We start from the raw sequence: 23947 nt of genomic DNA, 5'->3' as shown, positions 1-23947 counted from the left end.
TAAACTCAAGTTTTACTCGACTAACTGATTAACTCTTGCCTCGCTAAGCGTTGCTGTCTGCCGTCTCAGTGGGGTCGCATTATAGGGCGCGGCGAATTTTACGCAAGCGTTTTTTAAAGAAAACTATAAAAAACATGCCTTACGCTTGCTTTTTAGCCAAGATGCTTAAAAACACATCTAAAAAATAGATAATCGCTATTGTTTAATCCTTCTAAAATAGGGTTTCACATTCATATACGTTGATATTAATAACACTAGTATTGTATATATGAAATTTCATATATACACTTAATGGATATTGTCAGTCAGAATATTTAATTTACATGTCCCAAAGTAATAGTTCAAAGCAAAGTGTGCTCTTTCTGTGCACTGAGAATTCAGCCCGTTCACAAATGGCAGAAGTATTACTGAGAAATAAAGCGGGAGAGATTTTTGATGTTTATAGTGCTGGGATCGCTCCTAAAGATATTGATCCTAGAACAATTAATTGTTTGCAAAAGTTTAACTTGCCGATAACTGAGCTCAGCGCAAAACATATAGCTGAGTTTACAGATAAGACTTTTGATTATGTTATTACGCTATGTGAAAGAGCAAACAATGAATGCAGAGCTTATAAAGGCGCACTGTTGCAACTTGCGTGGGATATTGCAGATCCAAAAGTAATGGTAGGTTTAGAGCCCTTTGTCGCAACCCTCTATGAACTTGATAAACGACTGGATATGTTTATTGACGTACACGGTAATATTAATAACCTGCAATCACATCAGTATGTGCCACTATGTAGTAGTACCATCTCAGATCAAGATAACGAGTTATCGATAGATCCAAGCATATTTTATAAATGCTTAACTGATCAGATCCGATTAAAAACTTTAATGTTAACCAACTACTATGGCGAGTTATGTGTTTGCGAATTAATGGTAGCACTGCAAGAGCAAAGCCAACCAAAGGTATCGCGTAACTTAGCCGTATTAAAGAAAGCCGGCATCATTACAGATAGAAAGCACGGACAATGGGTGTTTTACCAAATTAATCCAAGATTGCCACAATGGAGCAAGACGATTATTAGTACAACCACTGAAAGTAATCTCCATCTGATCATCAACAGCCTTAAGCGATTAGCGACTATGCATAAACGACCTAATAAAGTGAGCTTTTGCAGTTAACGATAACTTTAATAAACACAGCACAATTTAACATTGGCTAACGTAATGAAGCGCTAGCTTTACCGCACTTACAACCCAACAATTAATCAGGATGTAATTATGACAGTAAAAGTAGGTATAAATGGTTTTGGCCGTATGGGTCGATTATCAATGCGCGCAGCATTTGATTGGCATGATATAGAAATTGTCCATATTAACGATCCAGGCGGTAATGCTGAAACATTCGCTCATTTAATGACGTTTGATTCAGTACACGGTAAATGGCATCACGAAGCAAGTCATACTGAAGATACTATTATAATTAATGGTAAAACAATTGCTTTTACGCAAAACACTAAAACAGAACAGACTGATTGGTCTAACTGTGATGTCGTTATTGAAGCGTCGGGTAAAATTAAAACCAAGGCACTACTGCAAGCTTACCTAGATCAAGGTGTAAAACGCGTTGTTGTTACAGCACCAGTAAAAGAAGAGGGTATTTTAAATGTAGTAATAGGTGTAAACGACCACCTTTATAATAAAGAGATTTACCCAATCATTACCGCTGCATCATGCACAACTAACTGCTTAGCACCAGTAGTAAAAGTTATTCATGAAAAGATTGGCATCAAGCATGGCTCAATCACCACCATTCATGACATAACCAACACCCAAACAATTATTGATGCGCCGCATAAAGACTTACGCCGTGCACGTTCATGCGGCACAAGTTTGATCCCCACTACAACTGGTTCAGCTACTGCAATAACGCATATATTTCCAGAGTTAAAAGGTAAACTAAATGGCCATGCTATTCGCGTACCGCTAACTAACGCATCAATTACTGACTGTGTATTTGAACTTGAGCGCGGTACCACCGTTGCTGAAGTAAATAAATTACTTAAGGATGCTGCTAAAAATGAACTAAAAGGCATTATGGGCTACGAAGAACGCCCACTGGTATCTATTGACTACAAAACCGATCCTCGTTCCAGCATCATTGATGCGCTATCAACCATGGTGATCAACGACACTCAAGTAAAACTTTATGTGTGGTACGACAATGAATGGGGCTACGCGAACCGAACTGCGGAACTGGTACGTAAAGTTGGTCTAGCTGACAAGGAATAATTAACCGTGGATCGATTCACAGCACTCTCCCCACAAATAAAACAATATTTGATCATTACCGGTAATTACTGGGCATTTACTTTAACTGATGGCGCATTGCGGATGCTCGTGGTGCTGTATTTTTATCAATTAGGTTACAGCCCACTTAGTATTGCTATGTTGTTTTTGTTTTATGAAATTTTTGGTGTGATCACCAATTTAGTGGGCGGATGGCTGGGAGCTCGATTCGGCCTGAATAAAACCATGAACATTGGCTTAGCATTACAAATTGTGTCTTTGGCAATGCTTATGGCACCTGTAGATACACTCACCGTAATTTATGTGATGGCTGCGCAGGCGCTTTCAGGGATCGCAAAAGATCTGAATAAAATGAGCGCCAAAAGCGCTATTAAGTTACTAGTACCAAAAGACGCGCAAGGCCAGCTTTTCAAATGGGTGGCTATTTTAACGGGTTCTAAAAATGCGTTAAAAGGTGTTGGCTTCTTTTTAGGTGGTGTACTGCTGACTTTGCTAGAGTTTCATGGCGCAATGCTAATCATGATCTGCATGCTCACTATGGTTTGGCTATTTAGTGTATTCGCATTAAAAGAAGATTTAGGCAAAGCTAAAAATAAAGCCAAATTTAGTGAGCTATTCTCTAAGAGCAAAGCAATTAATGTACTTTCTGCGGCACGACTATTTTTATTTGCCGCCAGAGATGTTTGGTTTGTTGTGGCGCTACCGGTATTTTTAGCGGCTACATTTGCCTGGGATCACTGGTGGGTTGGCGGCTTTATGGCATGCTGGATTATTGGTTATGGCATAGTGCAGTCTTTTGCGCCTTATATTACAAACATAATGAGTACAGGAAAAAAATCAGTTCAGGTGCCCTGTGGCCGTAGCGCTTTTTTATGGGCCAGTTACTTAACAGCTATACCGGCCATTATTGCCTTAGCTCTGCATTTTGACTTTTATATACAAGCATCCGTTATTATCGGTTTACTGATATTTGGTGCGGTGTTTGCGATTAACTCATCATTGCATAGCTATTTAATTGTAAGCCTTGCTGATAGCGATGGCGTGTCACTTGATGTGGGCTTTTACTATATGGCAAATGCCATGGGCAGATTATTAGGCACAGTGCTTTCGGGCTGGGTATATCAACAACACGGGCTAGAAGCTTGCTTGTGGATCTCAAGCTGCTTTATTGCCCTAGCAGCATTGTTATCGCTCGCGTTACCAAAGAGTAATCAATAGTCATTAAAATCAATCGTTGGTAAACTCTCAAAACCTGGTTTTGCAAATAAATAGCCTTGCATTAATTCTATGCCCGCTGCTTTTAGCCAAGTATATTCCTGAAGAGTCTCTATCCCTTCAGCTAGCGGAGTGATATTTAGATCACGAAACATATTTAAGCTATGGGTCACAATTGCTTGGCGTACTTTATCTGAATCTATATTGCGAATAAGCTCCATATCTAACTTAATAATATCAGTCTGAAAATCGGCTAATAAATTAAGTCCTGAATAACCAGATCCAAAATCATCCGTGGCTGTTGTAAAACCTAACGACTGGTAATACTCAACCACTCGCTTTATATGAGCACTATCTTCTATTTTCTCAACTTCAGTAAACTCAAACATAATACGTTGAGTAGGAAAATTATATTTTTTAGCGGCTTCTAATGTAGTACGAATACAGCGTTCTGGCTTATAAATAGCATTAGGTAAGAAATTAATGCTTAACATCGAATCAACGCCTAGTTTTGCGGCTAATGCAATTGCCTTAATGCGACAGAGCTGGTCAAAAGTATAACGATTAGCATCATTCACTTTAGAAATAACTGAATACGCAGATTCATTATTTAAACCACGAACAAGTGCCTCATAACCAAAAATAGAGTTAGTTTGGCAATTTATAATTGGTTGAAATGCCATTGTAAAATCAAAACCAAGGCTTTCTTCATCCGTGCAATTGCTACACAACACTCTATCGCATTCCATTGATTTATCATTCACTAATTAAACCTCCCCAATCTTTTATCTTAAGGTTAGTTGTTATTTTACAACACCGCAATCAATCTTACAGAATTACAGCAAGGAGTAATTCTTCGAGAACTTTTAAAACAAACAGCTTGTTTGTCAACAGCTAAACTGATGAGAATATTTTTTACAAAAAAGTATCCAAAATATTGAGGCAAATTATCACACCTTTAAGGAAATAGCATTAAATGCCATTAACATAACCTTTAATTAGTAATATTTAATCTTAAAAATACAGACCCTATTTTTGGAACGAAAAGTGCATAAAAATATTTATTCAGACTTGAACTAAAATCAGTCAATTTTTTATCACGTAGAGGACTTTATGAAGTTGAATGCTTTTCATCCACAAATACAAATTGAATCACATTATATAAAGCAAAATAATTTAAATACACAATCGACTACAAGCAACGTAGATGTAAAGTCTCAGAATGATAAAACAAGCACTTCTGAAAACAGAAATATTGCGAACACTGACAGTAAAGAAGATGATGAAACCAAACAGCCTGAGGAAACTTCGCAGGAACAAACTCTAAAGAACATAGATCAACTACAGAATAAAATAAAAACGGTAAAAAATGACGAAACATTATCTAAAACACAGCAACAACAGCAATTAACGGAGCTAAATAAGCAATTAGATGATGAATTAAGTTTTATACAGTTAACGGTTAGAAAAAATGTCTCAACCTTAGTCAATAGCTTATTTACATCTGCAGGTAATACAAGTTCAGGATTGTTATTTAATAACAAAGCGTAAATATCGTATTGATAAAACGAACAACTGAGTAATTTTGTTTATTAGGTATTTACTTGGAAAGCGTGTAAAAGTGGTGGCCCCTCCCAGACTCGAACTGGGGACCTAACGATTATGAGTTGCAAAACAAGGACTTACTACGAGTTACTTTTTGATATAACTATTTACTAATTTTCATAGCTATATCATGGGGTTATTGAATAAACCCTACCTCTGATGCATAAATCATTATGTATTTCAGAACGTTAAATTTTACGTTCAAAGTAGCACAGAGGTAGCACCATATGTCAGACACAAAATTTCGCTTCACAGAATTGTCGCTTGAAAAGATAGAATCAAACGGTAAACGCACTCGTTATTATGACAATCTATTGTCAGGACTCATTTTAGATGTGAGCGTAGCTGGTAAAAAGTCATTTAGAGTTTATAAAAAGATACCAGGGAGAGATACTCCTATTAATGTCACCCTTGGTTACTTTCCATCAATTGCACTCGATGATGCAAGGCGAATGGCTAGAAAGGTAATGGCAGATATAGCTGAGGGTATTAATCCTAATGACCTTAAGCGCCAGTTTAGAGCGGCTTCGATTACTCTGAAAGAAGCTTTTGATTCATACATCGAATCTAGAGATCTCAAGCCTATAACCAAAAGAGGTTATAAGCAAAAAATGGACTGCTATCTACCGGACTGGCATAACAAGCGCCTAGCCGATATTAATCAAACAATGATTTTGAAGCGCCAACGAGAAATAACCTCAAGAAGCCCTGCTCAAGCAAACTGTACCATGCGCCTACTACGTGCTTTGTTTAACTTTGCTAAGGCTGAATACAAATCTTCAGAAGGTCGCTCACTATTTCCAGAAAACCCTGTAGCTGCTCTTTCTGAAAAACGTAGTTGGAATAATATAAAACGTAAAACAAGACGACTGCGCCGTTCACAGCTAAAACCTTTTGTAGATGCATTATATGAAGTAAGAAATGAAGCAGCTAAATATCGTCAAAATAGTCGTGTCGGTTTTTGTGATTATCTGGAGTTTTTAACCTTTTCAGGCCTGAGAAGGTCTGAGCTACTGCAACTGCCTTGGTCACAAGTACATCTTGAAGACAGGATATTTATTTTAGAAGATACAAAAAATGGCTTGGACGTCGAGTTCCCTATTACAGATCGATTAGCTGAGATATTTAATCGACGAAAAGAATACAAGGTATCTGACTATGTGTTTGGGACAAACAGTAAAAAGGGCTACCTCACTGATCCTAAAAAAACGTTAAAACATGTATGCCAAATTGCAGGAGTAAAAATCACTTCGCATGATTTGCGCCGTACATTTACATCAATGGCTGAGAGTAGCGGAGTATCCGGATACCTCCTGAAACGCCTTCTAAACCATATTACAGATAAAAGTGATGTAACTGCTGGCTATTTAATTTTAACCGCTGAGGAGCTTAAAGAGCCCGCAGAAAAAGTAACCGAAACAATAGCCAAATATGCAGGTTTGATTGAGCAAAAACCTGATGATCAAATGAGTGAAATGAAAAGTCTGTTAGCAAGCTTAACTAAGGAACAAAAAGTTGAGCTGATGAGCGCTTTGCTTGCTTGAATTGAATGTCAGGTGTGGCGATTTTACCAAACCTGACATCTAAGGCTGTTACTTACTTTGGGTGATATTCATCAATCTCAATATTTTCAGGATTAAGCCTCGAATATATTTCTAAAAACTTATTCCTCGCATTTGCTAATAATTCATTGCCGTTATCATAGCCTGAGCTATATCTACCAGACTTTGAATTAATAACCCATTTATCATCTCTATAATGCAGCTCACCACCGATACGCGCAGACTTAAATCCTGTTAAAGTTGGGTGCCCTCGTCTTTCAACTTCCTTACCCAGCAATAAAGCACCATCAATAGATATTACCCAAATTCGAAATTCCTCATCAGAGGTATTAAGCAGCTCAGCGAAATCATCAGCTAAGCACTTTTCTTGCTTTCCATAATAACTAAGCCCAGCTTGGTTATGTAATTCACCGCCTGATATTTCCTCTCTATTAATTCGTATTGGAGCCCTAGGTTTACCGAATTGCTTATCTAGGTAAGCAAAGTAGTTATCTTTTTCTTCTTTAAACGAACGAATTAATGGAACAAGGAAGTCTTTGCCAGAGTAATCCTCATGTAACGATTGATGCTCAAGGATATTCTTAAGTGGTCGTGAAATAACATCAAAACCATCTTGATCATATATTGAAATGCCAGCTACGGCATCCCCTTGAGGGATTTCAGTAGAGTCGAATAATATATCAAACAAATGTAAGCTTCCGCTCTTGAACTTGGCACACCAAATATATTTTGCTAGAGGCTTACACAAGATTGCTTCTTTATTGGCAACTTCCGGCTGTTGAATTAGACTACTTTTATAGTCAGCTGAGCTAACCAGCTCTATTTCATGAGTGACCTCAGGGCAATCTTCTTTTTGTTCTTTATAGTAAAAAAAGTACTCATCAATTAGAGAATTACAAGTATTTGAAATATATTCAGATGGAATTCTAATTTTTCTATAGTTTGGGACTATCAAACTATCTGGAATAAGAACTTGATCTGCATCTTGCCAATTACCATTATCATCTTTTTCTTCTAAAATAAGACCCCATTCAATTGGCGACTCAGCTTTACTATTTGTTATTGAAGCAATTTGATTTGGATCATTAACTATTCGTACTCTTGCAAAAGGACCAATCCTATCATCGTGAATATATAGATAGTTATTACCGTTACGCTCCTTGTACCCTAAAACTGTGACTGCATGGCCTCGCCCCTCACTTACAAGTTGAGCCTGCTCCTCTTCCCAGTACACATCAACACCAAGAATAATAGGAAGGTCACTATTTAAATAACTTTTAACTATATTAAAAAAATTATCAGATTCAGCTTTTGAGGTATCAATATTAAACTTATGATTTCTTAGCTTTTGTATATCTAAAGAACGAAGGATTTGCTTATTAGTTAAACCATTATTAGGAAAACTGTTGTGAGAATCGGCAACGTGGTTGATTGCTGATAGTGTTATTTCGCTTGATGATGGTACTGTTCTTAAGTCATTCTTATCTAATGCTTGAAGTGCAGTCCAAATTGAAGTAGTTGCACATGCTGATACGACTTTATCTTGTTCTTGGAATGCTACTGTATCTACATGTAAATTTAGGCCAAATAAATTAACTTTGTATCTATGGTTCAGAGCTTTTTTATTGTCACTACCAACAAAGCTTTCATACAGTCTTAAACAAGATTTACCAATAAAAGTTTTGGGTAATGGTTTCACGACTATAAAGCCAAGGTAAGCCTTCTGTAATTGTTCATGCTCTTCTTCATTATATTCACGAAGATAAGATTGGAACTCAGGGTGGTTTATTTCTTTAGAAAAAAAATGCAGCCTAGCACATCGATCACCATACTGATTAAAGCACTTTACATAATACCTTGAATAATCCTCTAAAAAGTCCCGATCGACATAATCTGGCTCAAGCAATATCGTTTGAGCATTAAAGTCTGAAAGATAACGGTATAAATACTTTATCTGATACTTAGAGTTGATGTCGGGAAATTCAGAGCCGAATCTCTCTTTAACCAAATTACTTAAAGTTTCTTTGGCAAATTCACATAGAAGGAAGTCTGACTGCATTTTTGTTCCATCAAAAAAGGCAGCCTGGCAGCTGCCTTCTCATCCACAGAGATGATTAAAGGTTATAACTACGAGAAAAAAATTTATCTGTAGGGGTCTGATTACGAGCTTTTTCTGAGTAAGCTTTATCGCGTTTGTTTTGACGGCTATTAAAACCACGGGCTATCTCTTTATCAGCCTCTTTGCTTCCTGCAAGTTTTGCTAACTTTTCAAAAGTCATATTAAGAACCTATTCTGTGATTCAATTGGGTCGAATATTATACAGACAAAGTATTTTCTATCAATATCTGCGGATTATTTTTTTGTGATCGCCAACTAGAAGAAAGTAAAAAAATTTTACTTTCAAATAAAAAATAGCAGTTCAATACAATCTGTACAAGCTTCAGACTATCTTTTCGTACTTATATTTTAGGTAAAATGCAATTCAATAATTTATCCACTGCTAACCTTGACCAAATAAACCTTTTAGATGGAGCTGTGCCAAAGAGTCCATTTCTTTTAACATTTGGTGCCTCACGGCAGCCTCTTCCCGTTTTTCTTTTGGTGCATTAGCTCTTTGCCTTTTTTCGAAGAAGTCATCAGGGAGAGCGATTTTAACAAGGTCTTCAATTCGCTTCTTTGGCTTAAAATTATGGTTTGTGCTTGCAGAAGAGAGTGCAAATTTTAAAGTTCTATTTTTATCAATGATAAGATAAAGAGTCATCCCCACAGCCTTGTATAACTGAAGGTCTTTGATGTAAGGCAGGTTCTTCATGTACTTTTCGTACTTATAAGTTTTGTTATTCACAGTTAAGTGTCCTTAATAATAAGATTTTTGGATATTGAGAATTTAAGGTGTTAAGCAGGGAGCTAGAGGCCTTGATAATAAAGGGCTGCATTGGTGGTACTGTCCTTCAGTGACAAACTTTTGCACGCCAGAGACAAACATTTAGCTCCCAGTGACATAAATTTGTTCGCCAATGACAAACTTTTGACCGCCAGTGACATTACTAGAAACTACTTATACATAATTTTTAAGCAGCTATACACTAGTCACCTCTACCGCGAAGTAGATAGTTGTTAGGTGGAATGACTATACCTTTATCCTCTTTATCTACATGAATTCCTGAATGAGGATGGCAGTCAAGAATGAAGTCTAAAGCGTGTAAAAAGCGCCGTTTGAACCTACTTAAGTCGAATCGTTTAAAATAAGGAAAGATGTCTTTGTGGAGAGTCACCCAAGGAACAAAACCAACTCTTTTGCGTCCGTAACCTCGACGTATGAGAAATAGGTAGAGATCATGGGCGAGAACAATGTCCTTAGCTCGAGCAAGTTGAAGGAATCTTAAATCAATGGGGATAATACTTTTATCATCGGTAATCAACGCCTTAAAACTGCTCGAGGGAGTGTAGAGAATCTGCTTATATTTAGCGTTGAATTGACCAACGTCATACTCATTCGTGATCACATTATCTGCTTCAGCGAAAAACCCTCTTCTTCGAGTTTTATCTTCTGAATTATTAGTTGAAACAACTGTAAATGTAGTATCAAACACTCTTTCGAGAGAGAGTAAAAAATTAGCGTATGTGCCACCTGATATACAGTCTTGCCCTGTTATTTGATGAAACAGGTCGCTTACCGATTTGGCTATGACGTATGAAGGTAGTTCAGGCCTTCGACTTATCTGTGTTGTAAGATGAGCAATAATCAACCTTGCATAATGACCATGAGGCAAGATTTGAGGGCTACTCAACATTACAGTTTTGTACTTGCCAAAACCTTCGACATTGCACTTCTCAAGCTTTTTAAGAGGCAAAATACATGGGTCTATTAAAAATGCAGGGTATAAACCAATGGTGCGCTCTTCTGTAGGGCACTTTGTAATTATTTCTATGTTGTTATGAGAAAGGGCCATTAGTAATGAACCTCCCCGCTGCGAATTAAAGGCTGCGTTTCAATCCAGTGGTGGAATTCTGATATAGGAAAGAGTGTTTTACCTCCTTGCTTGATATAAGGAGGCAGTGAGTGACACGCTTTAGCTTGTCTATTCTCACTGAGCTTGTTGTATAAGGTTTGCTTAGAGCAGCATAAAGCTTCTGCAACTTCATCTACTGTATAAAATTGCGGTTTGATTTTTGGCATAAAGCACTCCGTTTACTAATATATGGAATGCCTTACTATTATGGGAATAAAGTTACTGATTTCTCAAAAAAGCTACCCCAACATGCAATACCCTTTTTTATATACAGCATGTATATATAGACAGTAAAAAATCTACAAATAGTGACAAAATTGTTGAATCACAAAAAAATATGATTAAATTGATAAGTCGGTCAAAAACAAAGGAGCCGACAAAATGGCAATTAAGAAGAAAGAAAAATATAAGAATTACTGTAAAGTTATAGAACTGAACAAAGTAGATAATGTTTATAAGCTACAAATCACTTTAACTCTAAGGTACTGGCTAATGCTGATATTTTTAGTTTTCCCCAGTCACCTTGTTAACTCTAAAATTGAACACGTTTCTCAAGCTATTTCTTCTTTAGGTGTATTGTAAAGTGATTAATTAATAGTAATTAACTGTGCACCTTTCGGTAGGTGCACTAACTATTATTTTTAAGATAAAACAAAACAGCGAAGAAGATCACAAGACTTAGAATCAAAGCGCAACCAGCGAGTACAGGAGCCATGTTTAAATCCTGCCTTCTTTAATTGCTGTGAAAAGATCATTTTTCAGCTTGTCGTAGCGTCGAGTAGCGCGAATCGCCAACACCATTAAAATCCACATTTGAAACCATTCGTATATTGTCATAACTGCAATCTCTGCTAATGCTTTGCACTTGAGTATAGAAAAGATCCTTCCCAATTACACAAAGCAATAATCCACTCACTAATATTTTGTTGCTTCTGCTCATTACACCCCATGAAAGGAAATGTGATTTTTTTGCTTCGAGATTTGAAATGACTGAAAGGCTCTAGTCTAATATCCCAAACCTCACCGATTTCATTAGTTACATCGAAAGCCAACGCTTTTTGAGAAATCAAAGCAAAAAAGATTTCCTGCTCTGATTGCACTTCTTTCTCAAATGATAGCCCTAATGGTTCACATTCAGCTTCGATACCAGCCAAGCGGCTTTGAAACTCAACGACTACAGGTATAAATGGCCTTAGTTCAACATTTTTATATAGCTCTATAGGTAACATACATTGCTCCTTAAAATTAGGCATGCCTAATTTTGAACACTGCCCTATTCTTTAAGTGATTAGTAATAGGTGTCGTAAAGCTCTCCACGTGATTGTGCATCTTCAGCTTCTTCACGCGACATAAATTCACCATCAGCGATAATATTGCCCATACCATCATTCAATTGTTCTAGTTGCTCGCTTTCTTTAGACGACTGCTCATCGCTTGTAAATATACCTGCCAGCAAGTAGACAGCCCCAACTAATACACACACAAATGTTTCAAGCATATTCATTCCTCTCCAAATTCAAATTACCCACGAAAGCGAAAACTAAGAACTCCTTAGTATCCAGATTCAATTAAAGCTAAGAAACTCTTAGTTTTCAAGCTAAGAACAATAAATAATGAAAACTAATGACGAATCACCATTTCCAAAACGCTTAAAAGAAGCAAGAAAAGCCAAAGGGCTATCGCAAAAACAGTTGGGAATTTTGGCTGGAATGGATCAGTTTGCAGCATCAGCAAGAATGAACCAGTACGAAAAAGGTGTACATTCTCCAGACTTTAAAACAGTGAAAGCATTGGCTGATATTTTAGAAGTGCCAACTGCGTATCTATATTGTATCGAAAATGAGTTAGCAGAAACTATTCTAGAGAATCATGGTAAAGCATCAGGCAACACCTAAGATTATTTTTACTAATTAATTTTTTATTTTAAAAGTTTAGGAAGCTTATCCATATGATATTCAACTTTTAAAATTTCTGATGATTTAACTTTTTCAATAGTCGAAGTTTTTTCATTGTATATTAGGAACCAATTATGACCTTCTTGAATGATTTTTACTTTAGCTTTAGAGTCAGCTAGATAGAGTGTTGCATTAACCACTTTTGAGCCACCCAACGCCGTTGGTATATAAGGATAAATATTATTAGAATAAATAGAAATAAATTGAAATAGGCCATAGCCCAAGCAAAGAAAAGCAAACATCAGAGAAAAATATTTTTCATGTTTTGGATCTGAATCAAGATCTAAATGATTAAGCTGTACCCCCTTTCTTTCATCATCTTGAGAAATCGCTATTCCATAAGCACCTAAGAAAAAATACAAAGTAAACTTTGAGTATTGACCTAATAATTCACTCTCACCGCTTGCAAAAAAAAGAAGAGCTATAAAAGGGATTGTAATTATATAGATTAATATTTTAAGTAACTTTGACTGAAACCGCTTTCCTCTCATGACCTCTATAGCTAATAAAGCAAAACTACTATAGAAAATATAAATACCTAAATCCATGTAAGCGCCAAATGCTGAGAAAGGAAATTCTAAAAAATCAGCACTATGCAAAATACTGTATATGCCTGCTGGTATCGATGAAATTCTCAGCAACCAAGGGAACAAAATTTTTGGCTCGTAACTTTTAGAAACATCTGAAATATTCGTTCTATAAAACACAAACAGGAACATTGATGTGAAAATAAATACTGAACCAAATCCAGTAAGCATATACCTCGCTTCTACAAGCTCAAATTCATAACTGCCATAACTTGCCAAATATGAGTTATGTACAACAAAACCTACTAGGTATAACAATATAGGAACTCGTATAAAATTATTTCTTAAAAAATCCATTTCATTCTCAATAATTGAAACTTTTAATTGTGCGAATTACATCATATGTACTTCTTTTAATTGATGGAACTACAATTTTAATATTTAAAATGAGGCATCATGAGCAATTGCCTCCTCTTTTCTGGGCTTCGCCCATACCCCGCTATGTAGAAGCCTAAAATAGGCTTGCACATAGCGGGGTATGGGCTTTTGAGTATCTTACACGCAGATTTTTATTTGCAGATTGAAATATAAATTAAAGCTGCTAATCTAAATATTAATCAAGCCCTTCGGGCAAGAATAAAACAGGCGCTGCACTGCTGCCTTCAACACGTTGTTACATTCTCTGTAACCCCCACTTCAGAAGCTTTCAGCTTCATTATAAAACCAAGTCTTTTGATTTTTAGGCGCGATCAGTCCGAGCCTTACGCATGCGTAAAACAGGGGCGAATAGGCGTTAGCCGCTGAGCTTAATCAGCCAGTTTTTCTTACAATCACACCGGAGAATAACTATGACCTTTAATGCTAAAGCAGAAGCATTGCGCCTAAAAAATGAGAAAAAATTGATCAGTAAAAAACGATTTAAACCATCCAAGCTAGATAAACATAAACAACGACTTCTGGCTCTTTACGAAGAAGATACGAGTATAGCCAGCCTACAAAGATGGCTCTTGCGTAAAGGAGTGAGAGTACATTGGACAACTGTAAAACGTTGGGTACAAAAGAATGGCTAAGTTCGCAAAACCAGAAACGCAAGCGGAGAAGCTAGCTAAAAACTTATACAAGCACAAAATTATTAAATCTCTAGGAACTGCTCGAAGCTATAAAACTGCACTGATAAAAATAGCTCGGTGGTCAAAAGATATTGGGATTAATGGAGTTCAGGGCATGAGCCTTCAAGATGCTTATAAATACCTTGATTACCGCAGTGAGTTTGTAGGCCAAAAAACGTTGGATATGGAACGGCAAGCAATTCAAGCTATGTTTAAACTCAATGGTAAACTTGGCCCTAAAGAAACGCTGACTGTAATAAAATCCGAAAAAGAGATAATCGAAAAGTCTCGCGCCTATACTTCAGCCCAAGCTCACGCAATCAGTGAACATCAAACTAGAAAATATAATTTATCTACACAAATAGCCTACGCAGCAGGCTTAAGAGCCCATGAACTATTAACTATAGCAAGAGTATCAGAGCGAAAAGCAGATAGCCGCCCAGCGTTAAACAGTAAATGGCTTGGTCGAGAAGGTTGTATTTATACAGTTAAAGGCAAAGGTGGCCTAATCCGTGATGTACTAATACCTAACACTTTAGCTAACCAGCTAGAGCAAAGGCGCTTAGCACAGCCTATAACGGTTCGTGATAGGGAAATTAACTATTTGCAACGTTATGATATTGGTGGTGGTCATAAATGGTCATGCTCATTCTCAAAAGCATCTAGCCGTACACTCTTTTTTTCTAATGGCGGGCATGGTCTTAGGCATAGCTACGCGCAAGAGAGAATGGCTGAGCTAAAAAGCTTAGGTTTAGCGAGAGCTATTGCTCTCGAAACTGTATCGCAAGAATTAGGTCATTTCAGGGCTGAAATTACTGAGGTTTACTTGAGATAGAAGTTCAGACTATTTAATGCACTCTTGATTCGTTAAGTTTTGCAGAATTTTAAGTCTTTAAAATCTATTTCTTTTTTTTTCATTACTTTTGCTGACTCAAAGAAAATAAATAGTTTTTTGGATTTATTACTATCAAGGAGTTCCTTTTTCCCCTTCAAACTGAGAAAAGCAACTGATGTAGAATTAGGCTTTACTTCTCTATCTTCGTGCAAGAGATTAAATTTTTGGTTTGTGGCTGTAAAACCACTCAACGTATTACCTTTAAAATCAGCTTGCAGTCTTCGATTCACTTGAGAAATCAGTTCCAAATCTAAAAATTTTCCATCTTCACCAACTACACCAAGACCCTCCACAAAACAACTGGTCTGTCCCGTATTTAAAATAGTAAGCTTTAATGCATCTGCAGGGCCATCCTCTAAAGCCATTAAAACAACACTATAGTCAATTTCAAATTTAGGCTTACCTCGCCTGTAAGTAAAAGTTGCGAGGGTTGCTCCATACAGCGCAACTGTAAACATTAAAATGTCTTTGACCAAAGTAGTATCCATACTTGCCATCCATTTAAAAATTAATTGTTCATTTATAACTTAAACTAATAACACATCTTATGTAAAAATTATCAATATAAAATAAAAACAATCTCTTGAAAGCTAATTAACCTTATACGAGCTTCTCGTATAAGGTTAATTAGCTTATTGATTTCCAGAAGAAGGTTGTGGCGGCTTAACTTTTGGCATTGGAGTAGATGTGCTAGATGGTGGTAATTGTTTGTTCGTTTGGCTTGGCTGATACGGCTGATGTTGATTATTTTCTTTTGAGTTAGACATTAATATCCTTAATTAAAATAAGTTGATTTCAAATATGCATCTGCATCTCTTTCAGCTAATGACAAAGAACTTGTATCTTTTGGAAGAGTTAGTCCACCTAAAAATTTATTTTCAGATGCCAATGAGTCTTCTTTAAGCTCAGACCATTTCGTATGTATTTGCTCTTCTGTCCACTTACCTTCAGCGACAAAATACCAATCACGTTCAGCCCTAAGAGCTATTAAAGATAGTGTATCCCCCAACTTGTTCAAGGCCATAAGTCTTTTTTTATAAGGTAATAGTGGCTTTATAGCTGTCACAACTTGAGATATTGCTATAATCAAAGCCCAAATGAACTGATATTCTTTCCACAAAGCCCAAGCTGCAATGCTTGAAGAAGAAGTCACCGCCAAAAACATATTTATATATTGATCATTTTTACTTTGCTTAACAGCATAATGCTGTACGTAATAAACATGTACTTTTAATTCTTTTAATTGGTTCCAGTATTTCTGTTGGTACATAGCTTCTACTTATCGTTAATATTAACCTATCAGGCCACATTTGCCCTATTCATTCCACATTTCTCTATTAATGCTTAGACTCTAAATTATCATTAAGATACATCTCATCTTGATCAGATGGTTCAATAATCCTAGTCTGGAGTGTTGAATCTAAGTAAAGTTCATCCCTGTCTGATGGTTCTAACGTTTTCGTAATAGTAGTATCATCAATGAGGAAGATAGAATCATTGTCAGTTGGTTCTGTAGTATTTGTTTGTAATGTCCAATCTAAATGAAGCTCATCTTGATCTTGATTTTCAACTGTAAATGTTAATACTGTTGAGCCATCATCTTTAAGCTTTGATTTAGTAATTAAGCGAAGCTCTTCACTGTAGTTCATGATGTATGGTTTCATCATTTTCCTTAATTTTTACTAGTAATATATTTTTGTCAAACAAATCATTATTTACTTCAACTACTGAGTACCTATTAGATAACTCTAATGCTTTAATAATGAACTTTATTGAGTTCTTTCCAACTTGGTTTGACTTTGAGAGGATGAATAAAACATCACTATTTGAGTTAATTTTTTTAGACAAATGTAATAGCTCTATAGCTGAAAACTTACCCTGTTTATCAAAAATTGTGAATTCATTTAAGTTTTCTTTTCCATCATTTTGTATTAAATCAAAGTCTGAACTAAATGGTAAATATGTTACAAGTAAGAGCAGTAAAAAGCTGACAGAAACGCTTCTAAAAAATTGCTTTTCTATATTTTTAACTAGTGTTGCAGAAGCTAACTGCTCATCTTGAGCGCTCTGCCAATCAAGGTAAACTCCCTTTACAAATAAGAGCCAGCTCGGTTTAGTTTTAAACTCACCAAACTTACTCTTATGAGCACCTTTTACTTTAAGATACTTACGCAATAAAATTAATAGACTTGATAAAGATAAAGTTGAAAGAAGCAACAGTGACCACAACAACCAACTTAGTGGATGTGCTGAAAACTTCAAGCATGATTGAAACAAAAAAGCTATAAAACCAGTATAAACAAGTGCTATTGCTATGTAGTTATTTACTTTATTATTTAGGATATTGATACTGGCCTGACACTGATCATGCTTGTGTTTTAAAAACTCCAATCTGAGCTCATTATTTCCATTATCGTCGGGTAGTTGATCTAAAGAATTGACTAATTCGCTCAACTCAGATTTTGTTTTTTTTGGTTGAATTTCATGAATCTCTAGAAGTTCAAATAAGCTAAACTTTGTTGAAGGGCTATAGGTAGCGAAATACCAGTATGAATCACCTAACGGTATTGCAATAAGTGAAAACCTTAAATCATTAATTTGACTAATTGAATCAAATTCTTCATCTCTTGATAGATGAAGTACGGGCAAAAAGTTTAGAATATTACAAATAAATAAGCCTAACTTTTGCCATATCGTTCTCTTACTAATCTCCACTCAAATCTCCTGAATTCCCTGCGAGAAAATCAATAATAGCACCTGAAATATTTAAACCTGTTTCAAACTCTAACCATGCCCACTGACCATTGGCATTCATTTCCAAAAAGAACCAAAGATCATCTTTGATAATAAAATCAAAACAACCAAACTTCATACCGCAAAGCCTCATAAACTCAAAACACTGCTGCTTAATCTGATCTGGGATTTGATAAATAGAATATTTAACTTTATTGTTTGGCTTGCGCCAATCAACGTTATTCACAGAGCTTATTTTTACAGAAAAAACTAATTCATTTACTACAGTAACCCTCACCTCAAAGTCTTTATCGATGTAATCTTGCAGGTATACCGGTGAATAATGAAATAAATCTGTCTTTATAGATGGATCAATCATATTTGTTTGTACATACTCTTTGACTGATCCAGAGCTGACTTCACCTACAGCTATAGGTTTTATAACACCTTTTCGGCTTGTAAATTGATCTAGAGCTGTACTTGAATTAGTGATTGAAAGCGTGGGAGTAACAAAGCCTACTTTACTGATCAATGATGCTTGGTATACCTTATTATTAGCCTTACGCATAATTGATGGTTTTGAAAGGACAAGTCCACTAAAGCTCTCAGCTATTCCTTCAATGAAACTGTAAGTTTCCTTATGCATGTAACCATGGTATTTATTTTCAAAAATACCATGCAAATTTTCCATTGATGGTTTTCTAAAATATATAGAATGACAGGATGAACTAGTTATATTTTCTGTCGAATTCCTAATCTCAAATCCTTGCTGAGTAAATGTAATCTGATATTCAGAAAATCGATCTACATCAAGACGAAAAAATTTAAAATTTCTATATTTATCTACAAGATAACTACATGTTTTATCATAACTGCTTGTTATTATAAGAATTTCACTTTCCGTCACCCTTCTCTCCCAAGAACTTATTTAGAAAAATTTCTCTTATGCATCTTTATATTGCTTATCCCAAACATGTTTAAGGGAGTCATTGCAATCAGGACAAATTGTTCCAAAGAGTTTATTGTTTATTAAATATTTAGAGTAATGACCACAGTATTCAGCTGTATGAGCTTTTAACTCTTCCTGCCACTCTCTTAATTTCGTTAACTCACTCTCAACAGTATTAACTTGAGCAGTTAATTGAAGTAAAAATTCTTTATGCTGGGTAAGCCGCTCTATATATAAATCGAAACCACTTAGAAATTCATCAATCAAGTCCCTATCATCTGAATCGAATATCCCTGCCTCTATAGAATCTCTCTCTTTTGAAAATGACAGAAAGTCGGTCAATTCTTGATACTGTAGGGAAGTATCAAAGAATTTAACCTTACTTGAATACTCCCCTAACTTCATTTTAATCATACTCTTAGATTCACTTGGACAGCATATAACTTCGATATCATCGTAATTAAATCGAAAGCCAATGTCATCGACATATCGCCATGTAGTGGTACAGTGATTTTGGCCACCCATTAAGAAAGAAATGTTATGCTAATAAGCATACAAATTTGGGTGAAAAAATGACGAAATTAAAACGCGCAACGTATTCTGCTGCAATCAAATTAGAAACAGCTCAGCTTGTAGTTGACCAAGGCTACACACAAGAAGATGCAGCTAAGGCTATGGGTGTTGGTAAATCAACTGTAAGTAAGTGGGTAACTCAATTAAAGCAAGAGCGGAATGGCCAGACACCCACCGCCTCACCAATGACACCCGAACAAATTGAAATTCGTGAACTTAAAAAGCAAATTCAACGCATTGAATTAGAAAAGGATATATTAAAAAAGGCTACCGCTCTCTTGATGTCCGACTCCCTGAACAATTCTCGTTAATTGAGAAACTAAACCAACGAGAGCGTTACCCAATTAGCGTGCTGTGTAACGTATTCAATGTGCATCGTAGCAGCTATAAATATTGGGCTATACGGGATACAACGCCGACGCCAGAGCAAGTAAGGCTAGAGGCTGAAGTTAAAGCAATACATGCAATGAGCGGCGGCTCAGCTGGAGCGCGGACAATCGCGGCAATAGCAACGAACAATGATTTTGAATTGAGTCGTTATCGTGCTGCTAAGCTAATGGTTAAATTAAAGCTTGAAAGCTGCCAAGTACCTCAACATTCATATAAACGTGGTGGTAATGAACACCTTGAAATTCCAAACCTGCTTGATAGACAATTTGATGTTGTTGAGCCAGATACCGTGTGGTGCGGTGATGTGACGTATATTTGGGTAGGTAATCGCTGGGCTTATTTAGCCGTTGTTATTGATTTATTTGCACGTAAAGTAGTTGGCTGGGCCATGTCGTTGTCGCCAGATACTAATTTAACGCTAAAAGCGCTTGAGCTGGCTTATGAAAGTAGAGGTAGGCCAAGTGGGTTGATGTTTCACTCAGACCAAGGTAGCCATTATACGAGCTTGAAGTATCGCCAACGTTTATGGCGCTATAAAATCACACAAAGTATGAGTCGACGCGGAAATTGTTGGGATAATGCGCCAATGGAGCGATTTTTTAGAAGCTTTAAAACGGAATGGATGCCAAAGGTTGGATATGAAAACTTTAAAGAAGCTAAATATAGCGTAAGCGATTACATCAATGGATATTACAATAATGTTAGACCACATCATTATAATGCAGGTTTAGCGCCAAATGAATCTGAGGTTAGATACCAAGATTCTAAAGCTGTGGCCAAATTTTATTGACCACTACACCACTCTCTTTCCCAAGAAAAGCCTTGTCTTTGTGACTTTTCCCCTAAGGGGTGAACAAAAGGAGCAAGCAAATCAATAAATTCCCTAGAGCTAACGGAAAGGCTCTCTGAACTTTTAATTTGAAGCAGCTTGCCTAAGGTTGTATTATCTAAATAGGCAGTTGGCCTTACTCCTTCTTCTACCATAAATGCCTTTTTGAACCCTATGCCATAAACCATGTTCTCAGAACTTCTTCTTTTAGAAATCTCAATAAATGCACCGATTGCGTGAACTGGTGTTTCAGTGAAACAGGCAATCTTATGATTGAAACTAGACTTTTTAGCTCCCTGAGGCACTAAAGCATTTATGAGGCCTTCTGATTCATGCCTCCCTGAATTTAAAATGCTATTAAAGCTTTTTTCACTTGTCATATGTATCAAGTAATCAGACATATCAGGCTTAACTATTTGATCAATTTCAAAAGTTTTCATCAATCCTCCATGACTTATTTTTCTAGTTAGAGGAAATCAGTATAGCTAAATACAACTTGCAACACAGCTGATATTAGAGTTATCAGCATAAACTAAAACTTAATATTCAAGATAAGCTATTCACCTGCTATGATAAAAAGTAGCACAGAGGTAGCACAGGGTATTTTCTGTTAGTAGGTATTTACTTGGAAAGCGTGTAAAAGTGGTGGCCCCTCCCAGACTCGAACTGGGGACCTAACGATTATGAGTCGTGTGCTCTAACCAACTGAGCTAAGGGGCCATTTTGTATTAGCTTATGTTTTTAAAAAACAAAGCTAAATTTTTGAAGCGTTTAACCACCTAAGCGACTAAAGCGGGTTGCAGTATAAAAAGTTTTTACTGGCTTGTCACTAGCAAAAACCTTTATTTTAACAATCAATAAGCTAACTGCTTAAATAGTAGTCGCAAAAAGCTTTTATTGGTGACTAAAGCCATTCACACGAGTACTTGTATCATGTAGGAACGACTTTAGTCGCGAATGTTTTATCTTGTTCGTACCGATTCACAAACAAGATAAAAAACGCTACGCTAAAGTTAGCGCTAAATAGCTGCCAACGCTTTGTTTTATAATGCTTACTAACTCTTTATCCATATATTGATATTCATCAGCAATATCTAATACTTGAATATCTTTATACGTTAATAAATCTCCAAATTGCGCTTTAAGTCTATTTTTGTGTTTTTGCTCCATAACAAATATGACATCAGCCCATTGCATCATTTTGGCATTCACTGTTCTCTTTGCATTAGGGCTGGTGCCTGCTGAGCTAACAGCGAGCTCTGGGTGATTTCTCCATACTTGCTCAGCCGTTGGGCTTCGCCACTGATTGCGACTACAAATGAAAAGTACATTTGTCTCTTTATGTTCCTTCATTAATTATGTACTCCTTTATTAACTGAGCAGTCACGGTTTAAAACAAACTTTTCACCAGTGAATGTTTTTACAGGGTTACCACGCTCAACTTCCCAGTGCTGCTGCCAACGTGCTGTTTCTTGCTGAGTCATTTTATCCAACGCTACTTGCTCTAGTTTTTGAAACAACAACACACTTGCTAAACGCTTATTGGCATGTTGACTGCGCTCACTCTCAACACGTACCGAAGTCCCCGTTGCTGTGTGAGTTGCTCTTACCGCTGAATCAGTAGTATTAACATGTTGACCGCCAGCGCCAGACGCGCGGCATGTTTGAAAAGTTACGCCTTTATCAAGCTTACTTTCATCAATATCGAACAGTTGCCCGCTAAAAAACCAGTTTTTACGTTTATGCTTAAGCCGATACTGACTTTGACACACCCACAACATAGTACCTTGCCATGACTGAGCCAATTGCTTAACTTGGCTTTCCTTTTCTGAATAAAATTTTGTTAAATAAGCTGTTGTTGAATCTAGCTGCCCTGAACCAACTTGTAATAGTACCGATTTAAAACAGTCCAGCTCTTTAGTAGCAACGGTTTCAACAATATCGAGCCTTATGCCCTTTTCTCGACATTGCTTTTCAATCGTTTTCAGCGCCAAACCAACAGCTTTGCAACACTCGATAGGGCCCTGCCCAGCAGATAGTTGTAGTAATATCATGATGAACAATCTCCATTTGTTTTAAAGGTTAGTATCGGGCGTAACTTAGCCACAACTTCAATTAACCCTGCATCGACCATATCGCTGATCACCGTTTCGCACTTTTTGTATGCTTGTGGTGCTTCGTCGTATAGCAATTCTTTATTACCACAAACAACTCTGCTGCCTAACGCTGTACGATATAAATCTTCGCGCTTGTATTTATGACCTAATCGGCCATGGCACTCACCACGCTGCCATTTTCGCCCCGCGCCGTGTGCAAGTGAAAATAAACTAGTATTGATACTTTCCTGCACTGTTAGATCATTACCACTTAACTCTGTAAATACAGGTTTTACAAGATAACTGTAATCGCCACGAGAGCCTGGGATCACTACATAGCCTTTATCACTCGGTGTTGCACCTTTTCTGTGTAACCAGCCATCGCAACCATTAATATTTTTAGCCGATACTAAATTATGGTTAATATCTAAGGTACACCCACCATTGGCTCGTATAGCCTCTAAAAACCGCTTAGCGATCAACTCACGATTAAGCTCTGCAAAGCGCACCGCTTCATCATGCTTGCTCATGTAATCTTTAAAATCAGCATCACCTTCACATAAGCCATCGTGATTATGACCCGCTATATGTTCAACCAATATTGATTGCCCTAACCCACGCGAGCCTGAATGAACCAATAATTGAAGATGCTTTTTACTTAGCCCTAACTCATCTAAGGCACTTTGATTGTATATCTCATCAATAGCTTGAAACTCAGCAAAATGATTACCGCCACCAATGGTACCCAAGGCACTATCATAACCCTTGGTAGTAATATTTTTTGCCGCTTTGCTACTTTCTATGATTGAGAACCAACTTTCATCAAGTGGCAGCTCAATATGTGTAAATTTTTTGGCAAGTTTATCTAGATTTACTTTTGCTACTTTTGCTGTGGTTTGCCACAGCGCCATACCACAGCCAATATCGTTACCCACTAATGCAGGGTAAATTTTGTTGGTCGTGAAAAATGCAGCCCCAATAGGATACCCTCTACCTGGGTGTAAATCAGGCATGCCCGCAACGCGTTGCATACCATTTAGCTCTGATGTTTTGATCAGTTGCTGTATCGCCAGCCCCTCAATCCACGTATCAGCAGACGCAATAAGGCTAACTTTATCAGTTATTTTTTGGACGGATTTGCCCATAATACCAATTCCTTTTTCTTTGTTAGAAAAATAGGATTAAAACGAAATACGAATTG

General features: G+C 36.7%; 30 protein-coding genes and 1 tRNA gene. 10 read left to right on the top strand and 21 right to left on the bottom strand.

The features are described 5' to 3' along the window. Positions 1-323 precede the first annotated feature (323 nt). The 3 genes from H5203_RS18590 (at position 324) to arsJ (ending at position 3512) form a co-directional block, all read left to right on the top strand. Positions 324-1166 (top strand): metalloregulator ArsR/SmtB family transcription factor, encoded by an 843-nt coding sequence (locus H5203_RS18590; protein ID WP_145238748.1) that lies wholly within the window; start codon positions 324-326, stop codon positions 1164-1166. Between the two features lie 99 nt (positions 1167-1265). Continuing rightward, positions 1266-2276 carry an ArsJ-associated glyceraldehyde-3-phosphate dehydrogenase gene (locus tag H5203_RS18585; RefSeq protein ID WP_182820091.1) on the top strand — a complete coding sequence of 337 codons (1011 nt, stop codon included), beginning with the start codon at positions 1266-1268 and terminating at the stop codon, positions 2274-2276. Between the two features lie 6 nt (positions 2277-2282). Then, positions 2283-3512 (top strand): organoarsenical effux MFS transporter ArsJ, encoded by a 1230-nt coding sequence (gene arsJ / locus H5203_RS18580; protein WP_182732027.1) that lies wholly within the window; start codon positions 2283-2285, stop codon positions 3510-3512. Here arsJ and H5203_RS18575 read toward each other — a convergent pair. After that, on the bottom strand, positions 3506-4273 hold the full coding sequence (locus H5203_RS18575; RefSeq protein WP_182732028.1) for an EAL domain-containing protein: 768 nt from the start codon (positions 4271-4273) through the stop codon (positions 3506-3508). The two genes, arsJ and H5203_RS18575, sit on opposite strands and share 7 nt — an antisense overlap. Positions 4274-4622: 349 nt before the next feature. On the opposite strand from H5203_RS18575, the gene H5203_RS18570 reads away from it, so the two are divergent. After that, a complete protein-coding gene (locus H5203_RS18570; RefSeq protein ID WP_182820090.1) occupies positions 4623-5060 on the top strand; it encodes a hypothetical protein in 438 nt (145 codons plus the stop codon). 281 nt (positions 5061-5341) lie between these two features. Further along, positions 5342-6658, top strand: a complete 1317-nt coding sequence (locus H5203_RS18565) for a tyrosine-type recombinase/integrase (RefSeq protein ID WP_182758700.1) — start codon at positions 5342-5344, stop codon at positions 6656-6658. 52 nt (positions 6659-6710) lie between these two features. Here the strand turns inward: H5203_RS18565 and H5203_RS18560 are convergent, their stop codons facing one another. From H5203_RS18560 to H5203_RS18540, 5 genes are all read right to left on the bottom strand, one after another. Next, positions 6711-8735: a C39 family peptidase gene (locus tag H5203_RS18560; protein ID WP_182758701.1), complete on the bottom strand. Its 2025-nt coding sequence runs from the start codon at positions 8733-8735 to the stop codon at positions 6711-6713. A gap of 55 nt (positions 8736-8790) precedes the next feature. Continuing rightward, positions 8791-8955 (bottom strand): hypothetical protein, encoded by a 165-nt coding sequence (locus H5203_RS18555; RefSeq protein ID WP_171034671.1) that lies wholly within the window; start codon positions 8953-8955, stop codon positions 8791-8793. Between the two features lie 222 nt (positions 8956-9177). Then, positions 9178-9522 (bottom strand): hypothetical protein, encoded by a 345-nt coding sequence (locus H5203_RS18550; protein WP_182758702.1) that lies wholly within the window; start codon positions 9520-9522, stop codon positions 9178-9180. A gap of 241 nt (positions 9523-9763) precedes the next feature. Beyond that, positions 9764-10630, bottom strand: coding sequence for a hypothetical protein (locus tag H5203_RS18545; protein ID WP_182758703.1), 867 nt, complete (start codon positions 10628-10630; stop codon positions 9764-9766). Continuing rightward, on the bottom strand, positions 10630-10857 hold the full coding sequence (locus tag H5203_RS18540; protein WP_182820089.1) for an AlpA family transcriptional regulator: 228 nt from the start codon (positions 10855-10857) through the stop codon (positions 10630-10632). Before H5203_RS18540 ends, H5203_RS18545 begins: the two co-directional genes overlap by 1 nt. Positions 10858-11071: 214 nt before the next feature. Here H5203_RS18540 and H5203_RS18535 point away from each other — a divergent pair, with 214 nt between their 5' ends. Continuing rightward, complete coding sequence (locus H5203_RS18535) at positions 11072-11272, top strand: hypothetical protein (RefSeq protein ID WP_182758704.1); 201 nt, start codon at positions 11072-11074, stop codon at positions 11270-11272. A gap of 269 nt (positions 11273-11541) precedes the next feature. On the opposite strand, the gene H5203_RS18530 is transcribed toward H5203_RS18535, so the two are convergent. Together H5203_RS18530 and H5203_RS18525 are read right to left on the bottom strand one after the other, a co-directional pair. Beyond that, complete coding sequence (locus H5203_RS18530; RefSeq protein ID WP_182758705.1) at positions 11542-11919, bottom strand: hypothetical protein; 378 nt, start codon at positions 11917-11919, stop codon at positions 11542-11544. Positions 11920-11978: 59 nt separating this feature from the next. Further along, positions 11979-12188 carry a hypothetical protein gene (locus H5203_RS18525; protein WP_182758706.1) on the bottom strand — a complete coding sequence of 70 codons (210 nt, stop codon included), beginning with the start codon at positions 12186-12188 and terminating at the stop codon, positions 11979-11981. A gap of 115 nt (positions 12189-12303) precedes the next feature. On the opposite strand from H5203_RS18525, the gene H5203_RS18520 reads away from it, so the two are divergent. Then, complete coding sequence (locus H5203_RS18520) at positions 12304-12585, top strand: helix-turn-helix domain-containing protein (protein WP_182758707.1); 282 nt, start codon at positions 12304-12306, stop codon at positions 12583-12585. A gap of 23 nt (positions 12586-12608) precedes the next feature. On the opposite strand, the gene H5203_RS18515 is transcribed toward H5203_RS18520, so the two are convergent. Beyond that, positions 12609-13529, bottom strand: coding sequence for a hypothetical protein (locus H5203_RS18515; protein WP_182820088.1), 921 nt, complete (start codon positions 13527-13529; stop codon positions 12609-12611). A 491-nt stretch (positions 13530-14020) separates the two neighbouring features. Here H5203_RS18515 and H5203_RS18510 point away from each other — a divergent pair, with 491 nt between their 5' ends. Both H5203_RS18510 and H5203_RS18505 read left to right on the top strand, forming a co-directional pair. Further along, positions 14021-14242 carry a hypothetical protein gene (locus tag H5203_RS18510; RefSeq protein WP_182758709.1) on the top strand — a complete coding sequence of 74 codons (222 nt, stop codon included), beginning with the start codon at positions 14021-14023 and terminating at the stop codon, positions 14240-14242. Then, positions 14235-15116: a site-specific integrase gene (locus H5203_RS18505; protein ID WP_182820087.1), complete on the top strand. Its 882-nt coding sequence runs from the start codon at positions 14235-14237 to the stop codon at positions 15114-15116. Before H5203_RS18510 ends, H5203_RS18505 begins: the two co-directional genes overlap by 8 nt. 32 nt (positions 15117-15148) lie before the next feature. On the opposite strand, the gene H5203_RS18500 is transcribed toward H5203_RS18505, so the two are convergent. From H5203_RS18500 to H5203_RS18475, 7 genes are all read right to left on the bottom strand, one after another. Continuing rightward, complete coding sequence (locus H5203_RS18500; protein WP_182820086.1) at positions 15149-15664, bottom strand: hypothetical protein; 516 nt, start codon at positions 15662-15664, stop codon at positions 15149-15151. Between the two features lie 144 nt (positions 15665-15808). Beyond that, positions 15809-15943 carry a hypothetical protein gene (locus H5203_RS23005; protein WP_259401975.1) on the bottom strand — a complete coding sequence of 45 codons (135 nt, stop codon included), beginning with the start codon at positions 15941-15943 and terminating at the stop codon, positions 15809-15811. An 8-nt stretch (positions 15944-15951) separates the two neighbouring features. Continuing rightward, positions 15952-16446, bottom strand: a complete 495-nt coding sequence (locus tag H5203_RS18495; protein WP_182820085.1) for a hypothetical protein — start codon at positions 16444-16446, stop codon at positions 15952-15954. A gap of 67 nt (positions 16447-16513) precedes the next feature. Further along, positions 16514-16825 carry a hypothetical protein gene (locus tag H5203_RS18490; RefSeq protein WP_182820084.1) on the bottom strand — a complete coding sequence of 104 codons (312 nt, stop codon included), beginning with the start codon at positions 16823-16825 and terminating at the stop codon, positions 16514-16516. Beyond that, a complete protein-coding gene (locus tag H5203_RS18485; RefSeq protein ID WP_182820083.1) occupies positions 16812-17891 on the bottom strand; it encodes a hypothetical protein in 1080 nt (359 codons plus the stop codon). The genes H5203_RS18490 and H5203_RS18485 overlap by 14 nt, the downstream gene beginning before the upstream one ends. Further along, a complete protein-coding gene (locus H5203_RS23155) occupies positions 17881-18816 on the bottom strand; it encodes an MvdC/MvdD family ATP grasp protein (RefSeq protein ID WP_182820082.1) in 936 nt (311 codons plus the stop codon). The genes H5203_RS18485 and H5203_RS23155 overlap by 11 nt, the downstream gene beginning before the upstream one ends. Positions 18817-18852: 36 nt before the next feature. After that, complete coding sequence (locus H5203_RS18475) at positions 18853-19272, bottom strand: hypothetical protein (protein ID WP_220495328.1); 420 nt, start codon at positions 19270-19272, stop codon at positions 18853-18855. 158 nt (positions 19273-19430) lie between these two features. Between H5203_RS18475 and H5203_RS18470 the strand changes: the two genes are divergently transcribed. Then, positions 19431-20611, top strand: a protein-coding gene (locus H5203_RS18470; protein WP_182820080.1) for an IS3 family transposase whose coding sequence is annotated in 2 segments (ribosomal slippage) — positions 19431-19689 and positions 19689-20611 — 1182 coding nt in all. Because the reading frame shifts where the segments join, the coding sequence is not laid out codon by codon here. Here H5203_RS18470 and H5203_RS18465 read toward each other — a convergent pair. The 5 genes from H5203_RS18465 to H5203_RS18445 all read right to left on the bottom strand — a co-directional run bounded on the left by H5203_RS18465 (position 20605) and on the right by H5203_RS18445 (position 23891). Next, complete coding sequence (locus H5203_RS18465; protein ID WP_182820079.1) at positions 20605-21090, bottom strand: hypothetical protein; 486 nt, start codon at positions 21088-21090, stop codon at positions 20605-20607. The two genes, H5203_RS18470 and H5203_RS18465, sit on opposite strands and share 7 nt — an antisense overlap. A 203-nt stretch (positions 21091-21293) precedes the next feature. Further along, positions 21294-21370: transfer RNA gene (locus tag H5203_RS18460), tRNA-Ile, on the bottom strand. Between the two features lie 282 nt (positions 21371-21652). Further along, positions 21653-22003 carry a low molecular weight protein tyrosine phosphatase family protein gene (locus H5203_RS18455; protein WP_182820078.1) on the bottom strand — a complete coding sequence of 117 codons (351 nt, stop codon included), beginning with the start codon at positions 22001-22003 and terminating at the stop codon, positions 21653-21655. After that, positions 22003-22704 (bottom strand): peptide chain release factor H, encoded by a 702-nt coding sequence (gene prfH / locus H5203_RS18450; protein WP_145238719.1) that lies wholly within the window; start codon positions 22702-22704, stop codon positions 22003-22005. The genes H5203_RS18455 and prfH overlap by 1 nt, the downstream gene beginning before the upstream one ends. Then, complete coding sequence (locus H5203_RS18445; RefSeq protein ID WP_182820077.1) at positions 22701-23891, bottom strand: RNA ligase RtcB family protein; 1191 nt, start codon at positions 23889-23891, stop codon at positions 22701-22703. Before H5203_RS18445 ends, prfH begins: the two co-directional genes overlap by 4 nt. Positions 23892-23947: the final 56 nt, after the last annotated feature.

The sequence above is a fragment of the Pseudoalteromonas sp. SG41-1 genome (genome assembly GCF_014164575.1).
In the GTDB taxonomy this organism is placed as follows: Bacteria; Pseudomonadota; Gammaproteobacteria; order Enterobacterales; family Alteromonadaceae; genus Pseudoalteromonas; species Pseudoalteromonas rhizosphaerae.
The sequence above is the reverse complement of the archived record's forward strand: the minus strand, read 5'-3'. Positions and strand labels throughout refer to the sequence as shown.